The sequence below is a fragment of the Thermosulfuriphilus ammonigenes genome, from assembly GCF_011207455.1.
Lineage (GTDB): Bacteria > Desulfobacterota > Thermodesulfobacteria > Thermodesulfobacteriales > ST65 > Thermosulfuriphilus > Thermosulfuriphilus ammonigenes.
The window spans coordinates 2,188,558-2,204,663 of record NZ_CP048877.1; the positions used below are offsets into that span (position 1 = coordinate 2,188,558).

The window sequence follows — 16,106 nt, forward strand, 5'->3', positions numbered from 1 at the left end:
TTTTGAAGAATAGACTCAAAAGAAAGGTAATTACCCATTTTTGAGATTAAAGTGGTTCAATGCTCTGTTCTTCGACAGAATTCAAAATATTTTTAAACGACATTTCAGTAAATGTGGAGTTAAAGTTGTAACGTTCCTGTTAATCCTCTTTCTCAGACATCTTTCTCAGACAACCCTTTGCTCCGGGTTGATCCTGGAGGATTATTTCTTTAAGATCTTCTGAAAATCTGGTCGTCTGCAGATTTAAGCTAGAAGGTAGGGGTGGAGAGCCTCGTCAGTCTTTCTTCAAAAGAGGCCCTTTCGGCCTCAAAGGTGGGTTATAAGGCCGCTCGTTTGGCCAGATTGGCCTGTGAAGGGTTTCCGGTACCGGCGGGCTATGTTCTAACTAGTAGGGCTTTAAGGGAATTTTTTCGTTTTAACGGTCTTAATAGTCAAGTCGAAAATCTCAGCCAGTCCATCCTCAAAGGGTGCTTTCCAGAGCATCTGACAAAGAGGCTACAGGAGGCCTTGACCACCCTCGGGGCCGACGTCTTGGCTATCCGTTCTTCAGCGGTGGCCGAGGACACTCAGCAGGCCTCTATGGCTGGACAGCTAGAGACCTTTCTTCAAATTGCCCCAGATAAAGCCGCCGAGGCCATTAAGGCCTGCTGGGCCAGCCTTTTTTCCAGAGGGGCCCGGCTGTATCTGGCCCAAAAGGGACTTGAGTCGGCCTCTACTATGGGGGTGATTCTCCAGAGACAGGTATTTCCTCTTTATTCTGGGGTCATTTTTTCCCTCCGTCCCGACTCTGGGGTGGCTGACGAACTTGTTTGTGAATGGGTGTCCGGCTTGGGTGATAGTCTCGTCTCTGGGCGGCGCTCTCCCCAAAGAATTTATCTTCTAAGATCAAATCCTCGGCTTCCTCCAGAACTTCCTTCGACTCTGGCCCAAGGTCTAAAACAGCTTATTCCTCTGGTTTTCAAGGCCGAGGAAATCTTTAATGACTTCTTGGACATAGAGTGGTGTCTTGACCAAGAGGGAATCTTTATCCTTCAAGCCCGGCCGATAACCACCCTTACCCGAAAATATCTCTGGTCAAACGTTAACATCGGCGAGAATTATCCCGGAACTCTTACTCCCTTTACTTGGTCTATTATTGAACCTTTTCGGTACGGGTACTTCCACGCCCTTTTTAAAGAATTAGGTCTCAGAGACAAAGATCTGGAGCTTCTTAATCCAGTCATTAAGAATCTTGTTGGTATTCACCAGGGTAAGGTTTACTACAACCTGACCTCCTGGTACCAGATGTTTGGAGCCCTGCCCCTAGGGCAGAATCTAGCTCATTTTTTTAATCACTACATTGGCCTTCATCTTCCCATCAAGGCAAAAGGCCCTCGGCTTGAAACCCCTGGGTTTAGATTTTGGGGACGACTTCTCTGTTGTCTTTTTAGCCTGGAGAGGAAGGTAGCTGCCTTTGAGAGAGAGTTTTATCGAATTCATCAGCTCTGTCGTCCCCAGACCATCCAAGGTCTTGATCTTGAGGGCTTGGAAGATCTTCTCTTTAAACTTCGTCACTTTTTAGAAAAGAGGTGGTCCGGAGCGGCTATGGCCGATGCGGCAGCCATGATCTTCCCAGCTCTTTTAGGGAAATTTTTAAAAGCACAGATGGGACTTGAGCCGGAAGAAGCCCTTTTACCTCTTCTGCGGGGGCTTGGTCTTAAAAGCGTTCAGGGGCTTAAGATGATCTACCTTTTGGCCCGAAGGATCGAGGACCACCCTTTAAGGGATCTTCTCCTTAAGGGGCGTTATCAAGAACTTGAGAGAAGTCTTGATTCTGAAGCAAGGGAGCTTCTTGAGCGATTTATGTTTGAGTTTGGGGGCCGCTGTTATCACGAGTTGATGATTACCGCTCCCACCTTTGAGGAGAGACGGGATCTTTTTTGGGATTTGGTAAGGGCGGCCCTTTTGAGCTCTTGGGATCCAGAGAAAAGAGAAAGACAGGAGCGAAGACAGCGGCAAGCCTTTACTCAAAAGGTCTTGAAGGCCCTTCCTTGGCGACACCGGCCTCTTTTTTACTGTCTTTTGACTCTGGCCCAGCAGGGGATATCGTTGAGAGAACGGGCCCGTCTTTGCCAGAGTCTCATCTACGGCGATATCCGTCAGGTTGTCCTCCGCCTTGGGCAGAAACTAACGGAGCTAGGCTTCCTTGGAGAGCCTGGAGAGATCTTTTTCCTTGAAGCTACAGAGATCCACCAGCTGATTCGGGGGAAATTTCTCTTCCCAGAGACTCTCAGCCAGTTGGTTCAACTTCGTCAGCAGGCCTTTAAGGCCTCAGAGAGCCAAAAGCCTCCAAGTACTTTTCTCCTCCCTCTCGCCTCCTTCTGGCAGGCTAGTTCCTCGGAGGTCAGACCTGATGGGGTAGTGCTTGAAGGACTTGGTGTTTCTCAAGGAAGAGCTCAGGGCCGGGCCAAGGTCATAAGGGATCCGGCCAGGGAGACTCTCTCTCCGGGAGAGATTCTGGTAGCTCCCTCTACTGACCCAGGTTGGACGTCTCTTTTTCTTATGGCCGGAGCCCTGGTTCTAGAACGAGGGGGGCTCCTTTCCCACGGAGCCATCGTTGCCCGTGAGTTTGGCATTCCGGCCGTTACCGAGGTCAAGGGAGCCTGCAGCCTCATTCAAAGTGGCCAGACAATTTTAGTGGATGGAGATCAGGGTCGGGTTTTTCTTCTGGACAGAGACGAAAATGTTTAAAGACCTCTGGGCCTTTATTAGAGAAAGATACCCTCTCCAGGTTACCATTCCTTTGGTGGGAGTCATTTCTTTGGCGGCGGTTTATCCAACCTTTGGCTCCTGGAAGAGACTCCTCTTGGCTATGGCGACTGTCTTTTTAGGACTTCTAGCCCTGAGGGCAGCTGATGATTTAGTGGATATGGAATCTGACCGCCAGCGGTGTCCAGATAGAGGGCTTCCTTCAGGCAGAATCAAAACTGAGGCCATTTCTCGATCTATCTGGTTTCTCTGGGGACTAATACTGTTTTTAAACTTGGTCTCTCTGAAGACCTTGGCCTTTATTGTGGTTTTAAGTCTTTATTATTTGTTTTACTTCCGAGGTAAAAGTTACCTTCCTCATGATATAAGACCTTTTTTCTCCACTCTCATCTGGGGAGTCATTCCCCTTTATGTGGGGCTCAATTTGGAGTCTTTGTCCCTATTTCATTTTTTAATGATGGCCTTTATTTGGTCAGCCGTCGTGGCCCATGAGATAGCTCACAGCCTCGACAATGTTCATCCAAACCGGTGGCAGGCTTTGGCCTTAAGGGCTTTGTTCCTTTTTATCCTTTCTGCCTTTTGGGGACTAGCAATTTGGCAGGTAACCGGGAGGCCATTCTTTTTTGGTCTTTTTCTTCTTTTGACCCTGGCAGTGATCCTCAAACTTTCTCTGGCTTTTTTGAGAGAGCCTGGGCCTAGTCGAGCCAAGGCCTTTTATATCTGGGGATTTATTTTCTTTTTGCTCCCTCTGGCTGGGCTAATAATGGATGGATTTTTCTGGAATGGCCGTGGTTGAGGTCATCTTTCTTACAGGAATTCACAAACTTAATAGACTCGGCCGCCTCTCTCTGGAGGCTCCTTTATGGGTGGCTCAAAGTGCTGATGAACTCACTACCCTGGCCCTTGAGGCGGTGGCTGGGGGAGCCAAACGGCTGGTGGTTTTAGGTGGAGACGGGAGCATTAATCGCATCCTTCCGGCCCTGGTTTACCAGGAGACAGCCCTTGGAATTATCCCCTTAGGACGGGCCAATGATCTGGCCTGGAGTTTGGGCCTGCCTCATTGTCTGGAGGAGGCCATCAAGGTCGCCCTTAAGGGTAAAGTGGTTAGTCGGGGCGTGTTTCGTCTTAATCGACATCATTTCTTTGTCACTGTTGGAGGCCTTGGTTTCCCGGCCCTGGTGGCCCAATGGGCTCAATATGGCCGCTCTTTATGGTCTTATCCCTTCTGGGCCCTCCGGCTTGTAGGCAGGGCCCGGCCTCTGACCTTTACTCTAAATTCTGGTAACACCATCTATGAGGCAAAAACCCTGGCTCTTCTCTTTGGTAGTGTTAACCGATTAGGACACCTCTTTCGCCTGCCAGTTCAAAGACCGTTTCCTTTCTGCCTTTGGCTAAAGGATCATTCACCAGGTAAGGCCTTCAAGATCCTCATCCTCTCTTTCCTTGGCCGCCTCAAAGGTCAGGTTTTCTTCTTGGGATCAGATAGCCGACTCAGAATCAGCCTAGACTCTCCTAGGACTTTCTTTGGGGATGGAGAGATTTTGGCCAGGGGAAGGAATTTTACCGTGGAGTGGATATCACATGCTCTCAATCTGGTGGTCCCAGCTAACTGAACCCCTCCTCTGGACAGAGAGCCTTTTTGTTCTAGGGGCAATATTGATTGTTCTCTACAAACGGCTCAAACGTCCGTCTTCCATGGTTTTAAAGAGACTCTGGCTCAAGTATCTGGTCTATTATGTTTTTGTCCATCTTACTTTGGCCTTTTTAGTAATTGGTGGTTTGTGGTTGCAAGTGGCCCTTTTGGTGCTCAGTGGCCTTTTTGTCTGGGAACTCTCTCGGAGTTTTGCTCTTTTATCTCCCGAATATTTGGTTCCAATCATGCTGGCCTCTTTGGCTCTGACTTTATCTTCTCGGCCTGAGACAGCCCTCATGATTCTGGTTTTTTCTTTGGTGCTCATTTTTTCTCTTCCTGTAGTTAAGGGAAAACCAGATGCTCATCACCGGCCAGCTAAATCCCTCCTGATCCTCTGTCTCTCTGGCCTTTTTCCTGTCCATCTTCTCTGGATGCGAGAGGACTTTCTGCTGGCTGCCCCCTTTTTCTTCCTCACTCTAGCCGTGGGCGACGCCTTTGCTGAGCTCTTGGGAAGACTTATGGGAAGACGTTCCCTTTTGCGGAGCATCAGCCCAGCCAAAACCACCGAAGGCGCCCTAGGCGGTTTGGGGGCTGCTTCTTTAGCCTCTTTAGCCTTCTCCGATCTCTTCCCCTTTGAGGAGTCCCGGCTCACCTTCATTTTCTTGGGGGTTTTAGTCGGTCTTTTAGGCCAACTCGGGGATTTGGCTTTTTCGGCCCTCAAACGTAGTCAAGAGATAAAGGATTTTTCTTCCCTTCTCCCAGGTCACGGTGGGCTCCTTGACCGCTTTGACAGTCTTCTTTTGGCTGTTCCTGTTCTTTATTGGTTGCTCCGTTTATGGAGGGGGGTATGAGGAGCCCTTGTGTTCTGGTCACCGGAGGAACGGGTATCTTGGGGCGCCCTCTCGTTTGGTCTTTGGTGGCTCAGGGTTATCAAGTAATGGTCCTTAGTCGTAAAGACGCTTTGGCCTCGGAGTTAGGGCTTCCGGTCGGAGTTGAGATCATTCGGGGTGATCTTACCCAGGATAAATTGGGTCTTTCCCAATCTAAATTAGAGGCCCTGGCCCGGGAGCTTAAAGTCTGCTGGCATTGTGCTGCCTACGTAGGTTTTGACGCTCGTAAGGCTCACCTGGCTTGGCAGGTCAATGTTCAAGGAACAAGAAGGATTCTTAAACTTCTGGATATGGCTCCCCAGGCCAGTCTTCATTACGTGAGCACGGCCTATGTGGCTGGAAAGACTCCAGGGCTTATCTTTGAGGATCCTGTAGCTGAAGTCCCCTTCCGCAATACCTATGAACAAACCAAAAATCTGGCCGAAAGGTTGGTTTTCCATTGGGCTCGGAGTCGGCATCGCCTGGTTAAAATCTATCGGCCAGGAATCATTATCTGGCCTGGGGCCAGAAGTCAGGGGATAGGGGGGGTGCTGCGCTCCATAGAGCTGGTGGCCAAGGCCTTTGGGTTGAAGGGAGGCGATATTCTCGGGATTCCGGCCTGCACCATGGCCTACCTTAATATTGTCTCTTTAGATAGCCTTATTGAGGCCTTGATTATTTTGTCTAAAGATCTTTTCCCTCCAGGGATATATCACCTGACTAATCCCCATCCTATTCGGGTCGTTGAGCTTCTCAGGATAATCGGTGAGACCGTAGGGGTAAGGGTTGAGGCCATTTGTCCCCAACTTCCGAGGCCTTTAACCCTCGCTGAGAAATTCTGTTGCCGCTTGATAAAGGATCTTCTGCCTTATGGGCAGGTATGGCAACACTTTGAGAGTTCTCGTACTCGGGCCCTGGTGGGAGACCTTCTTGATCTTTCCCTTGAAAGGCTTAAAGAACTTCTTGAACCCCGGCCAAAAGATCAGGGCTGGAGATATTTTTGTTCATTTTTGGGAACCCACCAGCGAATGAAATTGTAAGATATTCCCGCTGGAGCCGGTTCTATACCCCGGAAGCGGCGATGAATTACCGGCAAGGCCATGGGTACGTAGAGAAAGGTATAGGGCTGATCCTCTGCCAGAATTTCCTGGATTCGGGCATAGATCTCGCGGCGTCTTTTTTTATCAAAGGTGCGCCGTCCGGCAACAAGAAGCTTGTCAACCTCTGGGTTGATATAGCCAATAAAATTGAGCCCTGGCGGCTCCACTTTACTGGAATGCCAAATGTCATAGATGTCTGGGTCCTGACCTAGAGTCCAGCCAAGAATTACGGCCTCAAAACGGCGCTTGTCTATAAATTCTTTGATAAAACTAGTCCATTCGATAGTTCGGATATGCATTTTAATCCCGATCTGGGCCAATCGATACTGAATTATCTGGGCCGTTCGGAGCCTTAGGCTGTTTCCTTGGTTGGTGATTACCGTAAATTCAAAGGGCTGGCCGTCCTTATCCAGGATACCGTCACCATCGGTGTCTCGCCAACCGGCCTGGGCCAGAAGCTCCCTGGCTCTCTGGGGGTTATAAGGGTAGCGGCGGACATTAGGGTTATAATACCAGGCATCTGGTTTATACGGTCCGGTAGCCACCACTCCTAGGCCCAGGAGGACCCCCTCGATTATCTCCTGTTTGTTTATGGCGTAGGAGATGGCCTGTCGGATTCGCTTGTCCTTGAAGAAGGGATGGCGAAGATTGTAACCAAGATAGGTATAGGAGAAGGAAAGGTATTTGTACTTATGAAACTGTCGTTTGAAGGCCGGATCATTGGTCTGACGCTGGTATTGAATGGGAGTAAGGCCCATCCAGTCAAGTTTGCCGGCCCGGAGTTCAAGAAACATGGTTGCTGGATCAGGGATAACCCGCTGGATGTAATAGTCAAGGCAGGGCCTTCCTTCAAAGTAGTGTGAATTAGCTTCCAGGACGATCCGTTGCTGGGGTAACCATTCTTTCAGGCGATATGGGCCCAGTCCAACAGGGTGCCGGCCAAAATCGGTCTTGGTAATGTCTTGACCCTCAAGGATATGTTTGGGCAGGATGACAATGTTTCCCCAGGATGATAGGGCCGGGGCAAACGGTTCCCGATAGTGGACCCGGAAGGTATAGCGATCCACCGCTTCGGCCTTTTCTACCTCCAGGAAGTCTCCAGCATAGGCGGTAGGGGTGTTCTTGTCGGTTATAAGCCGGAATCCAAAGAGGACATCCTCAGCAGTAAACTCGACCCCGTCTTCCCAGAGAACCCCTCGACGGAGATAAAAAGTAATAGTCCGACCACCGTTTTCGACTTTCCAACCCTGGGCCAGATCTCCTACCAGGTTGAGGTTCCGATCATACTTCACCAGACCATTGAAAATGAGACCGGCGATAGTATGGCTGGTGGCGTCGGTAGCCAGCATGGGGATAAGAATAGAGGCATCACCAATGCTACCGACGATAATGGCGTCTCCGGTGGCCGGGCAAGCCTTCTCCCCTTTAGCCGGGACAAAAGAGAAAAGAATAAGTAGGAGTGAGAGCAGCAGAATCATAGTTTATCTGGCATAATCTATTGTCTGGCTAGGATCAAGGCCGGAATATCCCTGGCCTTGAGTAAGATTGTGGGATAAATCCTTGGGGACAACGATCCTTTAGGAGGGAACATGAGGTTTTCTTTTGATCCGGAGAGGGTCTTACGGAGCATGAAGGGAATTTTTGCTGAGCTTTACTATGAGGAAACAGAGACCACCCAGATTACCCTTGAGGATGATCGCATTGAGCGTCTTGTTTCGGGAACGGATAGCGGTCTGGGGTTAAGGCGCATCTATGGCCATTTTCAGACGGCTTATGCCTACACCAATGATCTTGCCCCTCAGACAGTTCTGGAATTGGCTCAGGCCCTGACCCGTGTGGATCAAACTGAAGCCACCCCAGTTACTCTGGCCGGCCCGACCAAGGTCCCTCCAGTGGAGGTAAACCGTCCTCCAATGGCCGCTTCAGTGGCGGCCAAGATTGACCTCCTTCGTCGGGCCAATGCAGTGGCTCGGGGGCTCTCCCCCAAGGTGCGTCAAGTAAAGGTTATTTATCAGGATAGACACCAACGTCTGGCGATAATCAACTCTGATGGCCAATGGCTTGAGGGGGAAAGGACCTACGTTGTTCTTGCTGTTCAAGTGGTGGCTGCTGATGGCGAGACTGTTCAAACCGGCTATGAATCCACCGGAGGAACCACCGGCCTTGAGCTCTTTGAGAGCCATCCCCCGGAGGAGGTGGCTCAGGTGGCCGCCCAGCGAGCCCTGCTGATGCTTTCAGCCCGTCGCGCTCCGGGTGGGGTGATGCCGGTGGTCCTTTCGGCCCAGGCCGGTGGGACCATGATCCACGAAGCCGTGGGGCATGGCCTGGAGGCTGATCTGGCCGGGGAGGGTTTTTCTGTGTATGCCGGCAAATTGGGAGAACAGGTGGCCTCTCCCCTGATTACGGTGATCGATGACGCCACCTTGCTTTATCAGCGGGGTTCATATCAATTTGATGACGAGGGGATCTTCTCTCGCAAAGTGGTCCTGATAGAAAATGGCCTTCTTAAGGACTTCCTCTACGATCGGGTCTCGGCCATGAAAGCTGGTCGGAAATCCAATGGTCATGGCCGCCGGCAATCATACCGGTTTCGTCCCATTCCCCGCATGGCTAACACCTATATAGCCCCCGGAGAGGAGTCTCCAGAGAGCATAATCCGTGACACCCATCGGGGGCTTTTGGTTAAAAAGATGGGCGGTGGACAGGTGGACACCATCAACGGCAACTTCGTCTTCGAGGTGGCTGAGGGTTATCTTATTGAGAATGGTGTTGTGGGAGAGCCGGTCCGGGGAGCCACTCTCACTGGCAATGGCCCTGAAGTTCTTAAGATAATAGACAAAGTAGGTAACGATCTGGGCTGGGGAATTGGTACCTGTGGTAAGGACGGACAAGGAGTTCCCGTGGCTGACGCCCAGCCGACCCTTAGGATTCCGGAAATGGTAGTCGGCGGGGCAGTGGAGAGATGATTCTCGAAGTCCGGGCCTTAAAACTTATCCTTGAGCGGAAGGGGAACTCCGTTGTTCTGGTAGATGACCTAAACTTTACCCTTGGTGCCGGAAAGACCCTCTGCCTGGTGGGGGAGAGCGGTTGTGGCAAGAGCCTCACGGCCCTGGCCATTATGGGACTCCTTCCACCGGGGATAAAGCGTCTCTCTGGGCAGATTATCTTTGCCGGCCAGGATCTCACCAGTCTTTCTTCTGAGGCCTTAAGGCGGCTTCGGGGGGCCAGGATGGCCATGATCTTTCAGGAGCCGATGACGGCTCTCAATCCGGTCTTTACTATTGGCGAGCAGATTGCCGAGGTCATTGAGACCCACGAGGGGCGCCGTCGCTCAGAGGCCCTGGCCCGGGCCCTTGAGCTCCTCAAGGCTGTAGGTGTTCCTGCCGCTGAGGAGCGTCTTCATGCCTACCCTCACGAACTCTCCGGAGGCCTGCGTCAGCGGGCCATGATCGCCATGGCCTTGGCCTGCTCTCCTGAGCTTATTATTGCCGATGAGCCCACCACGGCCCTTGATGTTACGGTTCAGGCTCAAATTCTTGATCTTTTGCGTCAATTACGGAAAGAAAAAGGGCTGTCGCTTCTTCTTATCACTCATAATCTAGGAGTGGTGGCCGAGATGGCCGATGAGGTAGCGGTTATGTATGCCGGTCACCTGGTGGAAGTGGCAAAAACCAAAGATCTATTTGAGCGTCCTCTTCATCCTTACACCATGGGGCTTATGGCCTCGCTGCCTGGCCCTAAGGAAAGACTCTCGCCTATCGCTGGTCAAGTTCCTCCCCCGGGAGCCTGGCCGGAAGGTTGCCGCTTCCGAGGCCGCTGCCGCTATGAAGAAGAGCTTTGTCTGGTGCCCCCTGAACTTCGAGAAATTAGCCCGGGCCACCACAGCCGCTGCCATCTGGCCGGAAGATTCCTTGTCTCAGGGGGAAAGACCAATGCCTGAGGCCCTGAGGGTTAAGGATCTCTGGAAAACCTATTCTGTCAGTCGAGGGCTCTTTGATCGGCGGAGGCGTTCTTTAGTGGCTCTGGCCGGTGTTTCCTTTTCGGTCAAGAGGGGAGAGGTGCTTGGTCTGGTAGGGGAGAGTGGCTGCGGGAAATCCACCCTGGGCCGAATTATTGTGGCCCTTGAATCACCAGACAGGGGAGAGGTGATCATCGGGGGGCAAAGAATCCACCAGGGCCAAGCCCTGCCGGGTCTGAGACGAAAGGTCCAGATAGTTTTTCAAGACCCTTTCTCTTCTCTTAACCCCCGCCAGAAGGTCCGGGATATCTTGGCCGAACCTTTTGTCGTTCATAAGGTTTTAAAGGGCCGGGCCCTTTCAGAGCGGGTGGCCGATCTTCTCTTAATGGTCGGTCTTCCTCCGGAGGCTGCCTCCCGATACCCTCATGAATTCTCCGGCGGACAGCGGCAGAGGATCGGTATCGCCCGGGCCTTGGCTCTTTCCCCGGAAGTCATTGTTCTTGATGAACCTACTAGTGCCCTTGATGTCTCCGTCCAGGCTCAGATTCTAAACCTCTTAAAAGACTTAAAAGAAGAACTTTCTCTGACTTATATTTTTATTTCTCACGATCTTCCGGTGGTAGAGTTTATGAGTGACCGGATAGCTGTCATGTATATGGGACATCTGATGGAAATTTTTCCCAAAAATTTCAAGGGCCCTTTGCATCCTTATACCGAGACTCTTCTTGCCGCCATCCCGGTTCCACGACCTGGTTACCAAAAAACAAGGCCAGTCTTTGGCGAACCGCCCAGCCCCTTAGAGCTCCCTGCGGGGTGTCCCTTTGTTAGTCGTTGCCAAGAGAAGGCCTCTGTCTGCCAACGAAAGGCCCCGGTGCTAAAAGAGGTGGGCCCCAACCACTTGGTAGCCTGCTTTGCCAGGGAGAGGGAATGATCCACATCGATGGCTCCTATGGCGAGGGTGGAGGCCAGATTTTGCGTTCGGCCCTTGCTCTGTCAATTATTACCGGAAGACCATTTGTGATAGACAACATACGGGCGAGTCGCAAAAAACCAGGGCTCCGGCCTCAACATCGGGCCTGTGTTAAGGCGGCGGCTGCCATCTCCGGGGCCGAAGTAAAAGGGGCGGAGATAGGTTCTCTGAGACTCCAATTCTCTCCAGGGAGTCCAAGATCAGGCACCTTTCGTTTTGAAGTGGGTACCGCAGGGGCCACAGGATTGGTCCTCCAGACAGTCTACCTCCCCCTTTCTCTGGCTAGGAATGCCAGTAGGGTAAGGATTACCGGCGGCACCCACGTGCCTATGGCTCCCTGCTATCATTATTTGTCTTTAGTATTTACCCCCATGATCTCTCTCATGGGCCTTGACCTTAAGGTTAATCTTATTCGCTGGGGATTTTATCCGGTCGGGGGAGGGGAGATAGAGGCAAAAATCAATCCTGTAAAGGAACTAAGACCCCTCTGGCTTCTTGAAGACTTCCGGCCCTCAAGAATCGAGGCCCTTTCGGTAGTGGCAGAGAGCCTGCCTAAGCATATCTCCAAACGGCAGGCTTTAAGACTCCAAAGAGGCCTTGAGGCTTTAGGCATTGATCATCAAGTAAGATCTCTTAGGGTGAAGAGTTCGGGGCCCGGTACGATGGTCTTTGTGCTGGCTGAGTCTGAGAGCTCCCGGGCGGGGTTTACAGCCATCGGCATCAAGGGCAAACCCGCTGAGGTCGTGGCCGAGGAGGCCCTTGGGGCCCTGACCATCTTTTTGGAAACGGGCGCCCCTGTTGATGAACATCTGGCCGATCAACTTATTCTTCCGGCGGCACTTGCCGCCGGTGAGACTCGCTATCGGACCTCACGGATCACTCGCCATCTTTTGACAAATCTTTGGGTGATCCGGCACTTTTTGGAAATAGATTTTGAAATCCATGGCCGGGAGGGAACCCCTGGAGAGATAGTGATCCGGGGAGGCCTTACTTGACAGGCAAGCTTTGGTCTTATTAATTAGTTTCCTTGCTAGCGGAAGCGCCAGGGGCACTGGTGGCCCCCCCGGACTTCAAATCCGGTGTGCCGTCTGAGAAAGGCGGCAGGTGGGTTCGATTCCCATGCGCTTCCGCCATTTTTTCGATAGATTCGCAAGTCACACAACACTAGAATCACCAGGGGACAGTCCAGAGACAAATACCCATCATCCATTGATGCTCCAGGAATGTACAGTTTAGAATTCCTCTAAACTGTACAGAATTTGAAATTTTTGATCCCGATTACGGGCGATTATTCCTGATTTTTTCGATCGCCTCTACCGGCCGGAAGTCGCCGACTTAGGCGGGTTCATCAAAAAGCTGCTTAAGTTTGTCGGCGGCAAGGTGGACTTAACGGTCTGTGATCCTCGGGTCTGAATGCCCGGCAAACGCCTGGACAAGATAGATGGTTTTCCCCGGGCCACCGGCGGAACGTATTCCCAGCCGACCTCTCCGGCGTATCTTATGAGAGCGTCCTGGACGGCCATTCTTTCCGAACCGAGAGCTGCCATCTTTATGGTTTTCTCTAATTTTCTCTAGTTTTACTTTTTGGGTCATTTTCCTCAGGAGCAATAAGTTTGAGCTTGGGAAAATAAAAACTATAACGTTTGGCATCCCTGGTAAGAAGAACATAGCCACGCACGGCGGCATGGGCACCAATGTAGAAATCTGGAAGTGGAGAGGTTTTCTTGCCTCTTCGCTTTCTATAAAGGAGAAAACATTTTCCCGCCAAAAAAGCAGCTTCCCAGGGAAGCTCTTCCCTAACGAAAACCTCAGGTGGGAGAGCCTCTTTCTCAAATCTGATAGAAATCTCCGCGTAGATTATGGGATTGATTATCAGCGTGTCTTTTTCCGCATATTCAGCCAGCTTCCGTGAAGACCACTCAAACCACTCCGGATCCTCGGTAAATATGTCCAGGATGACATTTGAGTCCACCAGAACGGGCATCAATCCTCTCCACGGGTGAGGGCCATAATCTCATCGGTGGAAAGCTTGACCGCCCCGCGACCTCTCATGTGCTTTATAAGAAGCTCCCCTTTGCCGGGAAGGCTTTTCTTCACTAACTTGAGCCCCCCCTCTTCCGGAACAAATTCCACCTCCGGCCCCGGCCACAATCCAAACTTCTCGCGCCACTTTTTGGGAATGGTAACTTGCCCCTTGGCCGTTATTCTCATAATCCCACCTCAAGGTAAGAATTTTTTACTCGGCTAAGGCCCGCATTTGCGCTGCAATTTTTCGTCAAAGGTTAAAATTTTTCCTTTTTGTTTTTGAGCTTTTACACACAGGAAACAATCAAGCAAGCTGAGGCCTTTTGATCCCAAAAATAAGTTGAAAGCTTCAAGAAGCAGCTTTTTATCTTTATTAACCACACCTTTATAAAGCAGAAGGTCTTTAAGGGCCTCTGCGGCTTCTTTTGCAGGAATACTATAGGTTAGGGTGAGCACATAAAAAGTTTCTAGGAAAACTTCCGGCAGGATAACGGCTTTCTCTTGGCCTTGTTTTAAGGTTTCAAAGAAAGGGCGAATCGCCTGATATTGTTCTTCAACGTCGGCCAGAAGATAACGCAAAAGGACATTGGTATCAGGGAAGGTTACGGTATTCATCCGCTACTTTTTGCCAGGCGATCTCACGCTCTTTCTCGTGGGAAAGAGGCTTCCTGACATACTTTTTGAATATTCCGCCCACATCTCTAACCGGTTCAAGGATGATCTTTCCTTCTATTACTCTGAACCGCACCATATTTGTACCGAGAAGCTCCCGTATCTTTTTGGGGATGGTAACCTGCCCTTTTGAAGTAATCTTTACCAGCGCTTCCATACCTTACTCCAAAGAAAAATTCTTACTTTCAATCTTAACCCTTATCTTCCCGGTCATCAAATGGTGGAACAGGGTCTTGAGTTCTTTCTTCAGATGGCCGGCAATTCGGCTCACAGCGTCTTTGTTAATCTTGACCTTGAAAAGCCCAGCTGTAATAGTTTTTACCTCCCGTATTGCCCTCTAGAGATACTGCTTGTAGCGCTCAAAGACCTCCGTAATGAAAGTTCCTTTTTGGTCCTGAGGGGCCCGGAGTTGTTTGATCTTGCCCATCTGAGTAAATTATGATGATTAGCCTTACCCAACTATATTTTGTGAGAAAGATTTAAAACACTTCCACACCACAGTTGCGGGCGGCTTTCTGGAGGGCCTGATCCAGGGTGGCCAGGGGTAGCCCCAAACGCATAGCCAGATTTAGATAGGCCGCGTCGTAAACGCTCAACCCTTCCTCTCGGGCCAGGAGCAAAATTTCACCCCAAACCCTTAAAATGGTATCCCCCTCCACCTGAATGGGCAGTTCCTGAAGGAGGGAAAGAAAATTTTCCACCTCCGCCCGGGTGAGTCTCCTGCGGCGTTCGGCCATCAACAGGGCGTTGGCCACCTCAAGCGGCCAGATGGAAGGCACCCAGGCCCTTCCCTCACCAAGAGCATCCAAGACCTTTTCGGAGTAGAGATCTCCTTCGTCTTCCAGAGCCCAGGCTACGGTTACAGAGGCATCCAATACAAATTCCTGCTTCACATTCGTCCCTCTTCAATCAGCTCTTTAATATCAAGCCCGTTTAATCTGTGTCTGTGCTTTTTCCGGAACTTTTTAATCTCCTCTATGACTTCTTCCACTTTTCGTCTTCTTTGAGGAGCTACGGGCTCTATCACCGCCACCGGAACTCCGCGCCGGGTAATTACAAACCTCTCCCCCCGAGCTACACGATCCAAAAGTTCAGAGAATTTGGTTCTGGCCTCATAAACCCCTATAATGGCCATACCCGCGCCTCCATTTGACTAGTCTTAGACTAGTTTAAATGGAAGATCCGGTTTGTTCAATACCGCCTAAAGGTCAGGGGCTGCGCGGTTTATCTTCTCCGCCTCCTTCAACCTCGAAGGAGCTAGCACCTCTTCCTCGCTTTTCGGGGCCACCTAGCGCGAAGGGAGAGATTGTAGTCGTTTTGGGTGGCTTCCTCCTTGGTGATGACCTTAAGCCCTCTCTTTCCTGCCGGTTTAGATAAACTTCGGCTATTTCAGAGATGGCGCTTCCGGGCAGAAAATTCTTGGGCCGACCTTTTTGTAAAGATGGGGGCATTTGTGAGAAGGATCTCCCCCGGACGGCGATTCTTTTATTGATGATCTGTGGGATACTTACGGGAAGCGGTTTTCCTTTTTCCGGTGGATTAGCTGGACTATTGCCTCTGAGTAAAAGCAGAAGATCATTCCCAAAACGCTAGAGAAGGTGGTTACCCAGAAGAGGAGAAGATGGACTTTGGGCCATCGATAGAAAAAAAGATCGAGGATGAAAAGAATCAGTCCCAAATGGATGAGAGAAGAGCCCAAACGAAGCCAATACCCTCTTTTTTCAAAGTGAAGGCGCTGACTTCCCAAAAGGGCCAGAATCAAAACCAGAGTCTGAAGGAGAAGGGAGGCCAGAAGAACCACTAAGAGGGCCATCTTGACCCCAAGACTAAGGCTGATCACCAGGACGCCTATCATTAGGGCTAAAGAGAAGTAGCTGAGCCACTGAAGAGGAAAAAGCCGTTTGGGAATACAGATGCCCAATACAAGAACTAGGGCGATCAGAAAGGGAGACACTAGGCGATTCATCCTCTCCATGAAGTGTATCTGAACTACAGGAGGGGCCAGGTGTACTTCGGCGTATTTATAGGCGAACATGGCATAGATACAGATCAGGGAGATGACAAAAAGAAGCAGGGTAGTGATCAAGATGAGATAAAAGTCGTAGGAAAACTTTGTCTTCATAGGCCTTTA

At 50.7% G+C, this 16,106-nt stretch carries 18 protein-coding genes and 1 tRNA gene; 10 read left to right on the top strand and 9 right to left on the bottom strand.

The window, feature by feature from the left end; all coding sequences use genetic code 11:
* Positions 1–261: 261 nt before the first annotated feature.
* Genes G4V39_RS10695 through G4V39_RS10715 form a run of 5 tightly spaced genes read left to right on the top strand, consistent with a single transcriptional unit; the run spans position 262 to position 6,290 of the window.
* On the top strand, positions 262–2,730 hold the full coding sequence (locus G4V39_RS10695) for a PEP/pyruvate-binding domain-containing protein (RefSeq protein WP_166032928.1): 2,469 nt from the start codon (positions 262–264) through the stop codon (positions 2,728–2,730).
* Positions 2,681–3,544: a UbiA family prenyltransferase gene (locus G4V39_RS10700; RefSeq protein ID WP_166032929.1), complete on the top strand. Its 864-nt coding sequence runs from the start codon at positions 2,681–2,683 to the stop codon at positions 3,542–3,544. The genes G4V39_RS10695 and G4V39_RS10700 overlap by 50 nt, the downstream gene beginning before the upstream one ends.
* Positions 3,516–4,361, top strand: a complete 846-nt coding sequence (locus tag G4V39_RS10705; protein WP_181494238.1) for a diacylglycerol/lipid kinase family protein — start codon at positions 3,516–3,518, stop codon at positions 4,359–4,361. The genes G4V39_RS10700 and G4V39_RS10705 overlap by 29 nt, the downstream gene beginning before the upstream one ends.
* Positions 4,330–5,232, top strand: a complete 903-nt coding sequence (locus G4V39_RS10710) for a phosphatidate cytidylyltransferase (protein ID WP_166032931.1) — start codon at positions 4,330–4,332, stop codon at positions 5,230–5,232. Before G4V39_RS10705 ends, G4V39_RS10710 begins: the two co-directional genes overlap by 32 nt.
* The gene (locus G4V39_RS10715; protein ID WP_166032932.1) at positions 5,229–6,290 is read left to right on the top strand and encodes an SDR family oxidoreductase; all 1,062 of its coding nucleotides are present in this window, start codon (positions 5,229–5,231) and stop codon (positions 6,288–6,290) included. The genes G4V39_RS10710 and G4V39_RS10715 overlap by 4 nt, the downstream gene beginning before the upstream one ends.
* Here G4V39_RS10715 and G4V39_RS10720 read toward each other — a convergent pair.
* Positions 6,233–7,828 carry a peptide-binding protein gene (locus tag G4V39_RS10720; RefSeq protein WP_166032933.1) on the bottom strand — a complete coding sequence of 532 codons (1,596 nt, stop codon included), beginning with the start codon at positions 7,826–7,828 and terminating at the stop codon, positions 6,233–6,235. The genes G4V39_RS10715 and G4V39_RS10720 overlap by 58 nt on opposite strands.
* Before the next feature lie 111 nt (positions 7,829–7,939).
* Here G4V39_RS10720 and G4V39_RS10725 point away from each other — a divergent pair, with 111 nt between their 5' ends.
* From G4V39_RS10725 to G4V39_RS10745, 5 genes are all read left to right on the top strand, one after another.
* Entirely contained in the window at positions 7,940–9,316 is a 1,377-nt protein-coding gene (locus G4V39_RS10725) for a TldD/PmbA family protein (RefSeq protein ID WP_166032934.1), read from the top strand.
* Complete coding sequence (locus G4V39_RS10730) at positions 9,313–10,290, top strand: ABC transporter ATP-binding protein (protein WP_166032935.1); 978 nt, start codon at positions 9,313–9,315, stop codon at positions 10,288–10,290. The genes G4V39_RS10725 and G4V39_RS10730 overlap by 4 nt, the downstream gene beginning before the upstream one ends.
* Positions 10,283–11,239 (top strand): ABC transporter ATP-binding protein, encoded by a 957-nt coding sequence (locus G4V39_RS10735; RefSeq protein WP_166032936.1) that lies wholly within the window; start codon positions 10,283–10,285, stop codon positions 11,237–11,239. Before G4V39_RS10730 ends, G4V39_RS10735 begins: the two co-directional genes overlap by 8 nt.
* Positions 11,236–12,273, top strand: a complete 1,038-nt coding sequence (gene rtcA / locus G4V39_RS10740; RefSeq protein WP_166032937.1) for an RNA 3'-terminal phosphate cyclase — start codon at positions 11,236–11,238, stop codon at positions 12,271–12,273. Before G4V39_RS10735 ends, rtcA begins: the two co-directional genes overlap by 4 nt.
* 40 nt (positions 12,274–12,313) lie before the next feature.
* Positions 12,314–12,411: transfer RNA gene (locus tag G4V39_RS10745), tRNA-Sec, on the top strand.
* A gap of 180 nt (positions 12,412–12,591) precedes the next feature.
* Here G4V39_RS10745 and G4V39_RS10750 read toward each other — a convergent pair.
* From G4V39_RS10750 to G4V39_RS10785, 8 genes are all read right to left on the bottom strand, one after another.
* Positions 12,592–12,825: a hypothetical protein gene (locus G4V39_RS10750; RefSeq protein WP_166032938.1), complete on the bottom strand. Its 234-nt coding sequence runs from the start codon at positions 12,823–12,825 to the stop codon at positions 12,592–12,594.
* A 14-nt stretch (positions 12,826–12,839) separates the two neighbouring features.
* Positions 12,840–13,265: a type II toxin-antitoxin system VapC family toxin gene (locus G4V39_RS10755; protein ID WP_166032939.1), complete on the bottom strand. Its 426-nt coding sequence runs from the start codon at positions 13,263–13,265 to the stop codon at positions 12,840–12,842.
* Positions 13,262–13,489, bottom strand: coding sequence for an AbrB/MazE/SpoVT family DNA-binding domain-containing protein (locus G4V39_RS10760; RefSeq protein ID WP_166032940.1), 228 nt, complete (start codon positions 13,487–13,489; stop codon positions 13,262–13,264). The genes G4V39_RS10755 and G4V39_RS10760 overlap by 4 nt, the downstream gene beginning before the upstream one ends.
* A 33-nt stretch (positions 13,490–13,522) precedes the next feature.
* Entirely contained in the window at positions 13,523–13,918 is a 396-nt protein-coding gene (locus G4V39_RS10765; protein ID WP_166032941.1) for a type II toxin-antitoxin system VapC family toxin, read from the bottom strand.
* Positions 13,896–14,132: an AbrB/MazE/SpoVT family DNA-binding domain-containing protein gene (locus tag G4V39_RS10770; protein WP_166032942.1), complete on the bottom strand. Its 237-nt coding sequence runs from the start codon at positions 14,130–14,132 to the stop codon at positions 13,896–13,898. The genes G4V39_RS10765 and G4V39_RS10770 overlap by 23 nt, the downstream gene beginning before the upstream one ends.
* Positions 14,133–14,454: 322 nt before the next feature.
* Complete coding sequence (locus G4V39_RS10775; protein WP_166032943.1) at positions 14,455–14,868, bottom strand: type II toxin-antitoxin system VapC family toxin; 414 nt, start codon at positions 14,866–14,868, stop codon at positions 14,455–14,457.
* The gene (locus G4V39_RS10780; protein ID WP_166032944.1) at positions 14,865–15,110 is read right to left on the bottom strand and encodes a type II toxin-antitoxin system Phd/YefM family antitoxin; all 246 of its coding nucleotides are present in this window, start codon (positions 15,108–15,110) and stop codon (positions 14,865–14,867) included. The genes G4V39_RS10775 and G4V39_RS10780 overlap by 4 nt, the downstream gene beginning before the upstream one ends.
* 372 nt (positions 15,111–15,482) lie before the next feature.
* Positions 15,483–16,097, bottom strand: a complete 615-nt coding sequence (locus G4V39_RS10785) for a hypothetical protein (protein WP_166032945.1) — start codon at positions 16,095–16,097, stop codon at positions 15,483–15,485.
* Positions 16,098–16,106 lie beyond the last annotated feature (9 nt).

Coding starts and splice junctions, on each gene's coding strand:
- G4V39_RS10770 (WP_166032942.1), bottom strand. CDS start 14,132: ATGGAAGCGCTGGTAAAGATTACTTCAAAAGGGCAGGTTACCATCCCC.
- G4V39_RS10710 (WP_166032931.1), top strand. CDS start 4,330: ATGCTCTCAATCTGGTGGTCCCAGCTAACTGAACCCCTCCTCTGGACA.
- G4V39_RS10785 (WP_166032945.1), bottom strand. CDS start 16,097: ATGAAGACAAAGTTTTCCTACGACTTTTATCTCATCTTGATCACTACC.
- G4V39_RS10760 (WP_166032940.1), bottom strand. CDS start 13,489: ATGAGAATAACGGCCAAGGGGCAAGTTACCATTCCCAAAAAGTGGCGC.
- G4V39_RS10730 (WP_166032935.1), top strand. CDS start 9,313: ATGATTCTCGAAGTCCGGGCCTTAAAACTTATCCTTGAGCGGAAGGGG.
- rtcA (WP_166032937.1), top strand. CDS start 11,236: ATGATCCACATCGATGGCTCCTATGGCGAGGGTGGAGGCCAGATTTTG.
- G4V39_RS10705 (WP_181494238.1), top strand. CDS start 3,516: ATGGATTTTTCTGGAATGGCCGTGGTTGAGGTCATCTTTCTTACAGGA.
- G4V39_RS10735 (WP_166032936.1), top strand. CDS start 10,283: ATGCCTGAGGCCCTGAGGGTTAAGGATCTCTGGAAAACCTATTCTGTC.
- G4V39_RS10715 (WP_166032932.1), top strand. CDS start 5,229: ATGAGGAGCCCTTGTGTTCTGGTCACCGGAGGAACGGGTATCTTGGGG.
- G4V39_RS10720 (WP_166032933.1), bottom strand. CDS start 7,828: ATGATTCTGCTGCTCTCACTCCTACTTATTCTTTTCTCTTTTGTCCCG.
- G4V39_RS10780 (WP_166032944.1), bottom strand. CDS start 15,110: ATGGCCATTATAGGGGTTTATGAGGCCAGAACCAAATTCTCTGAACTT.
- G4V39_RS10750 (WP_166032938.1), bottom strand. CDS start 12,825: ATGGCAGCTCTCGGTTCGGAAAGAATGGCCGTCCAGGACGCTCTCATA.
- G4V39_RS10765 (WP_166032941.1), bottom strand. CDS start 13,918: ATGAATACCGTAACCTTCCCTGATACCAATGTCCTTTTGCGTTATCTT.
- G4V39_RS10725 (WP_166032934.1), top strand. CDS start 7,940: ATGAGGTTTTCTTTTGATCCGGAGAGGGTCTTACGGAGCATGAAGGGA.
- G4V39_RS10700 (WP_166032929.1), top strand. CDS start 2,681: ATGGAGATCAGGGTCGGGTTTTTCTTCTGGACAGAGACGAAAATGTTT.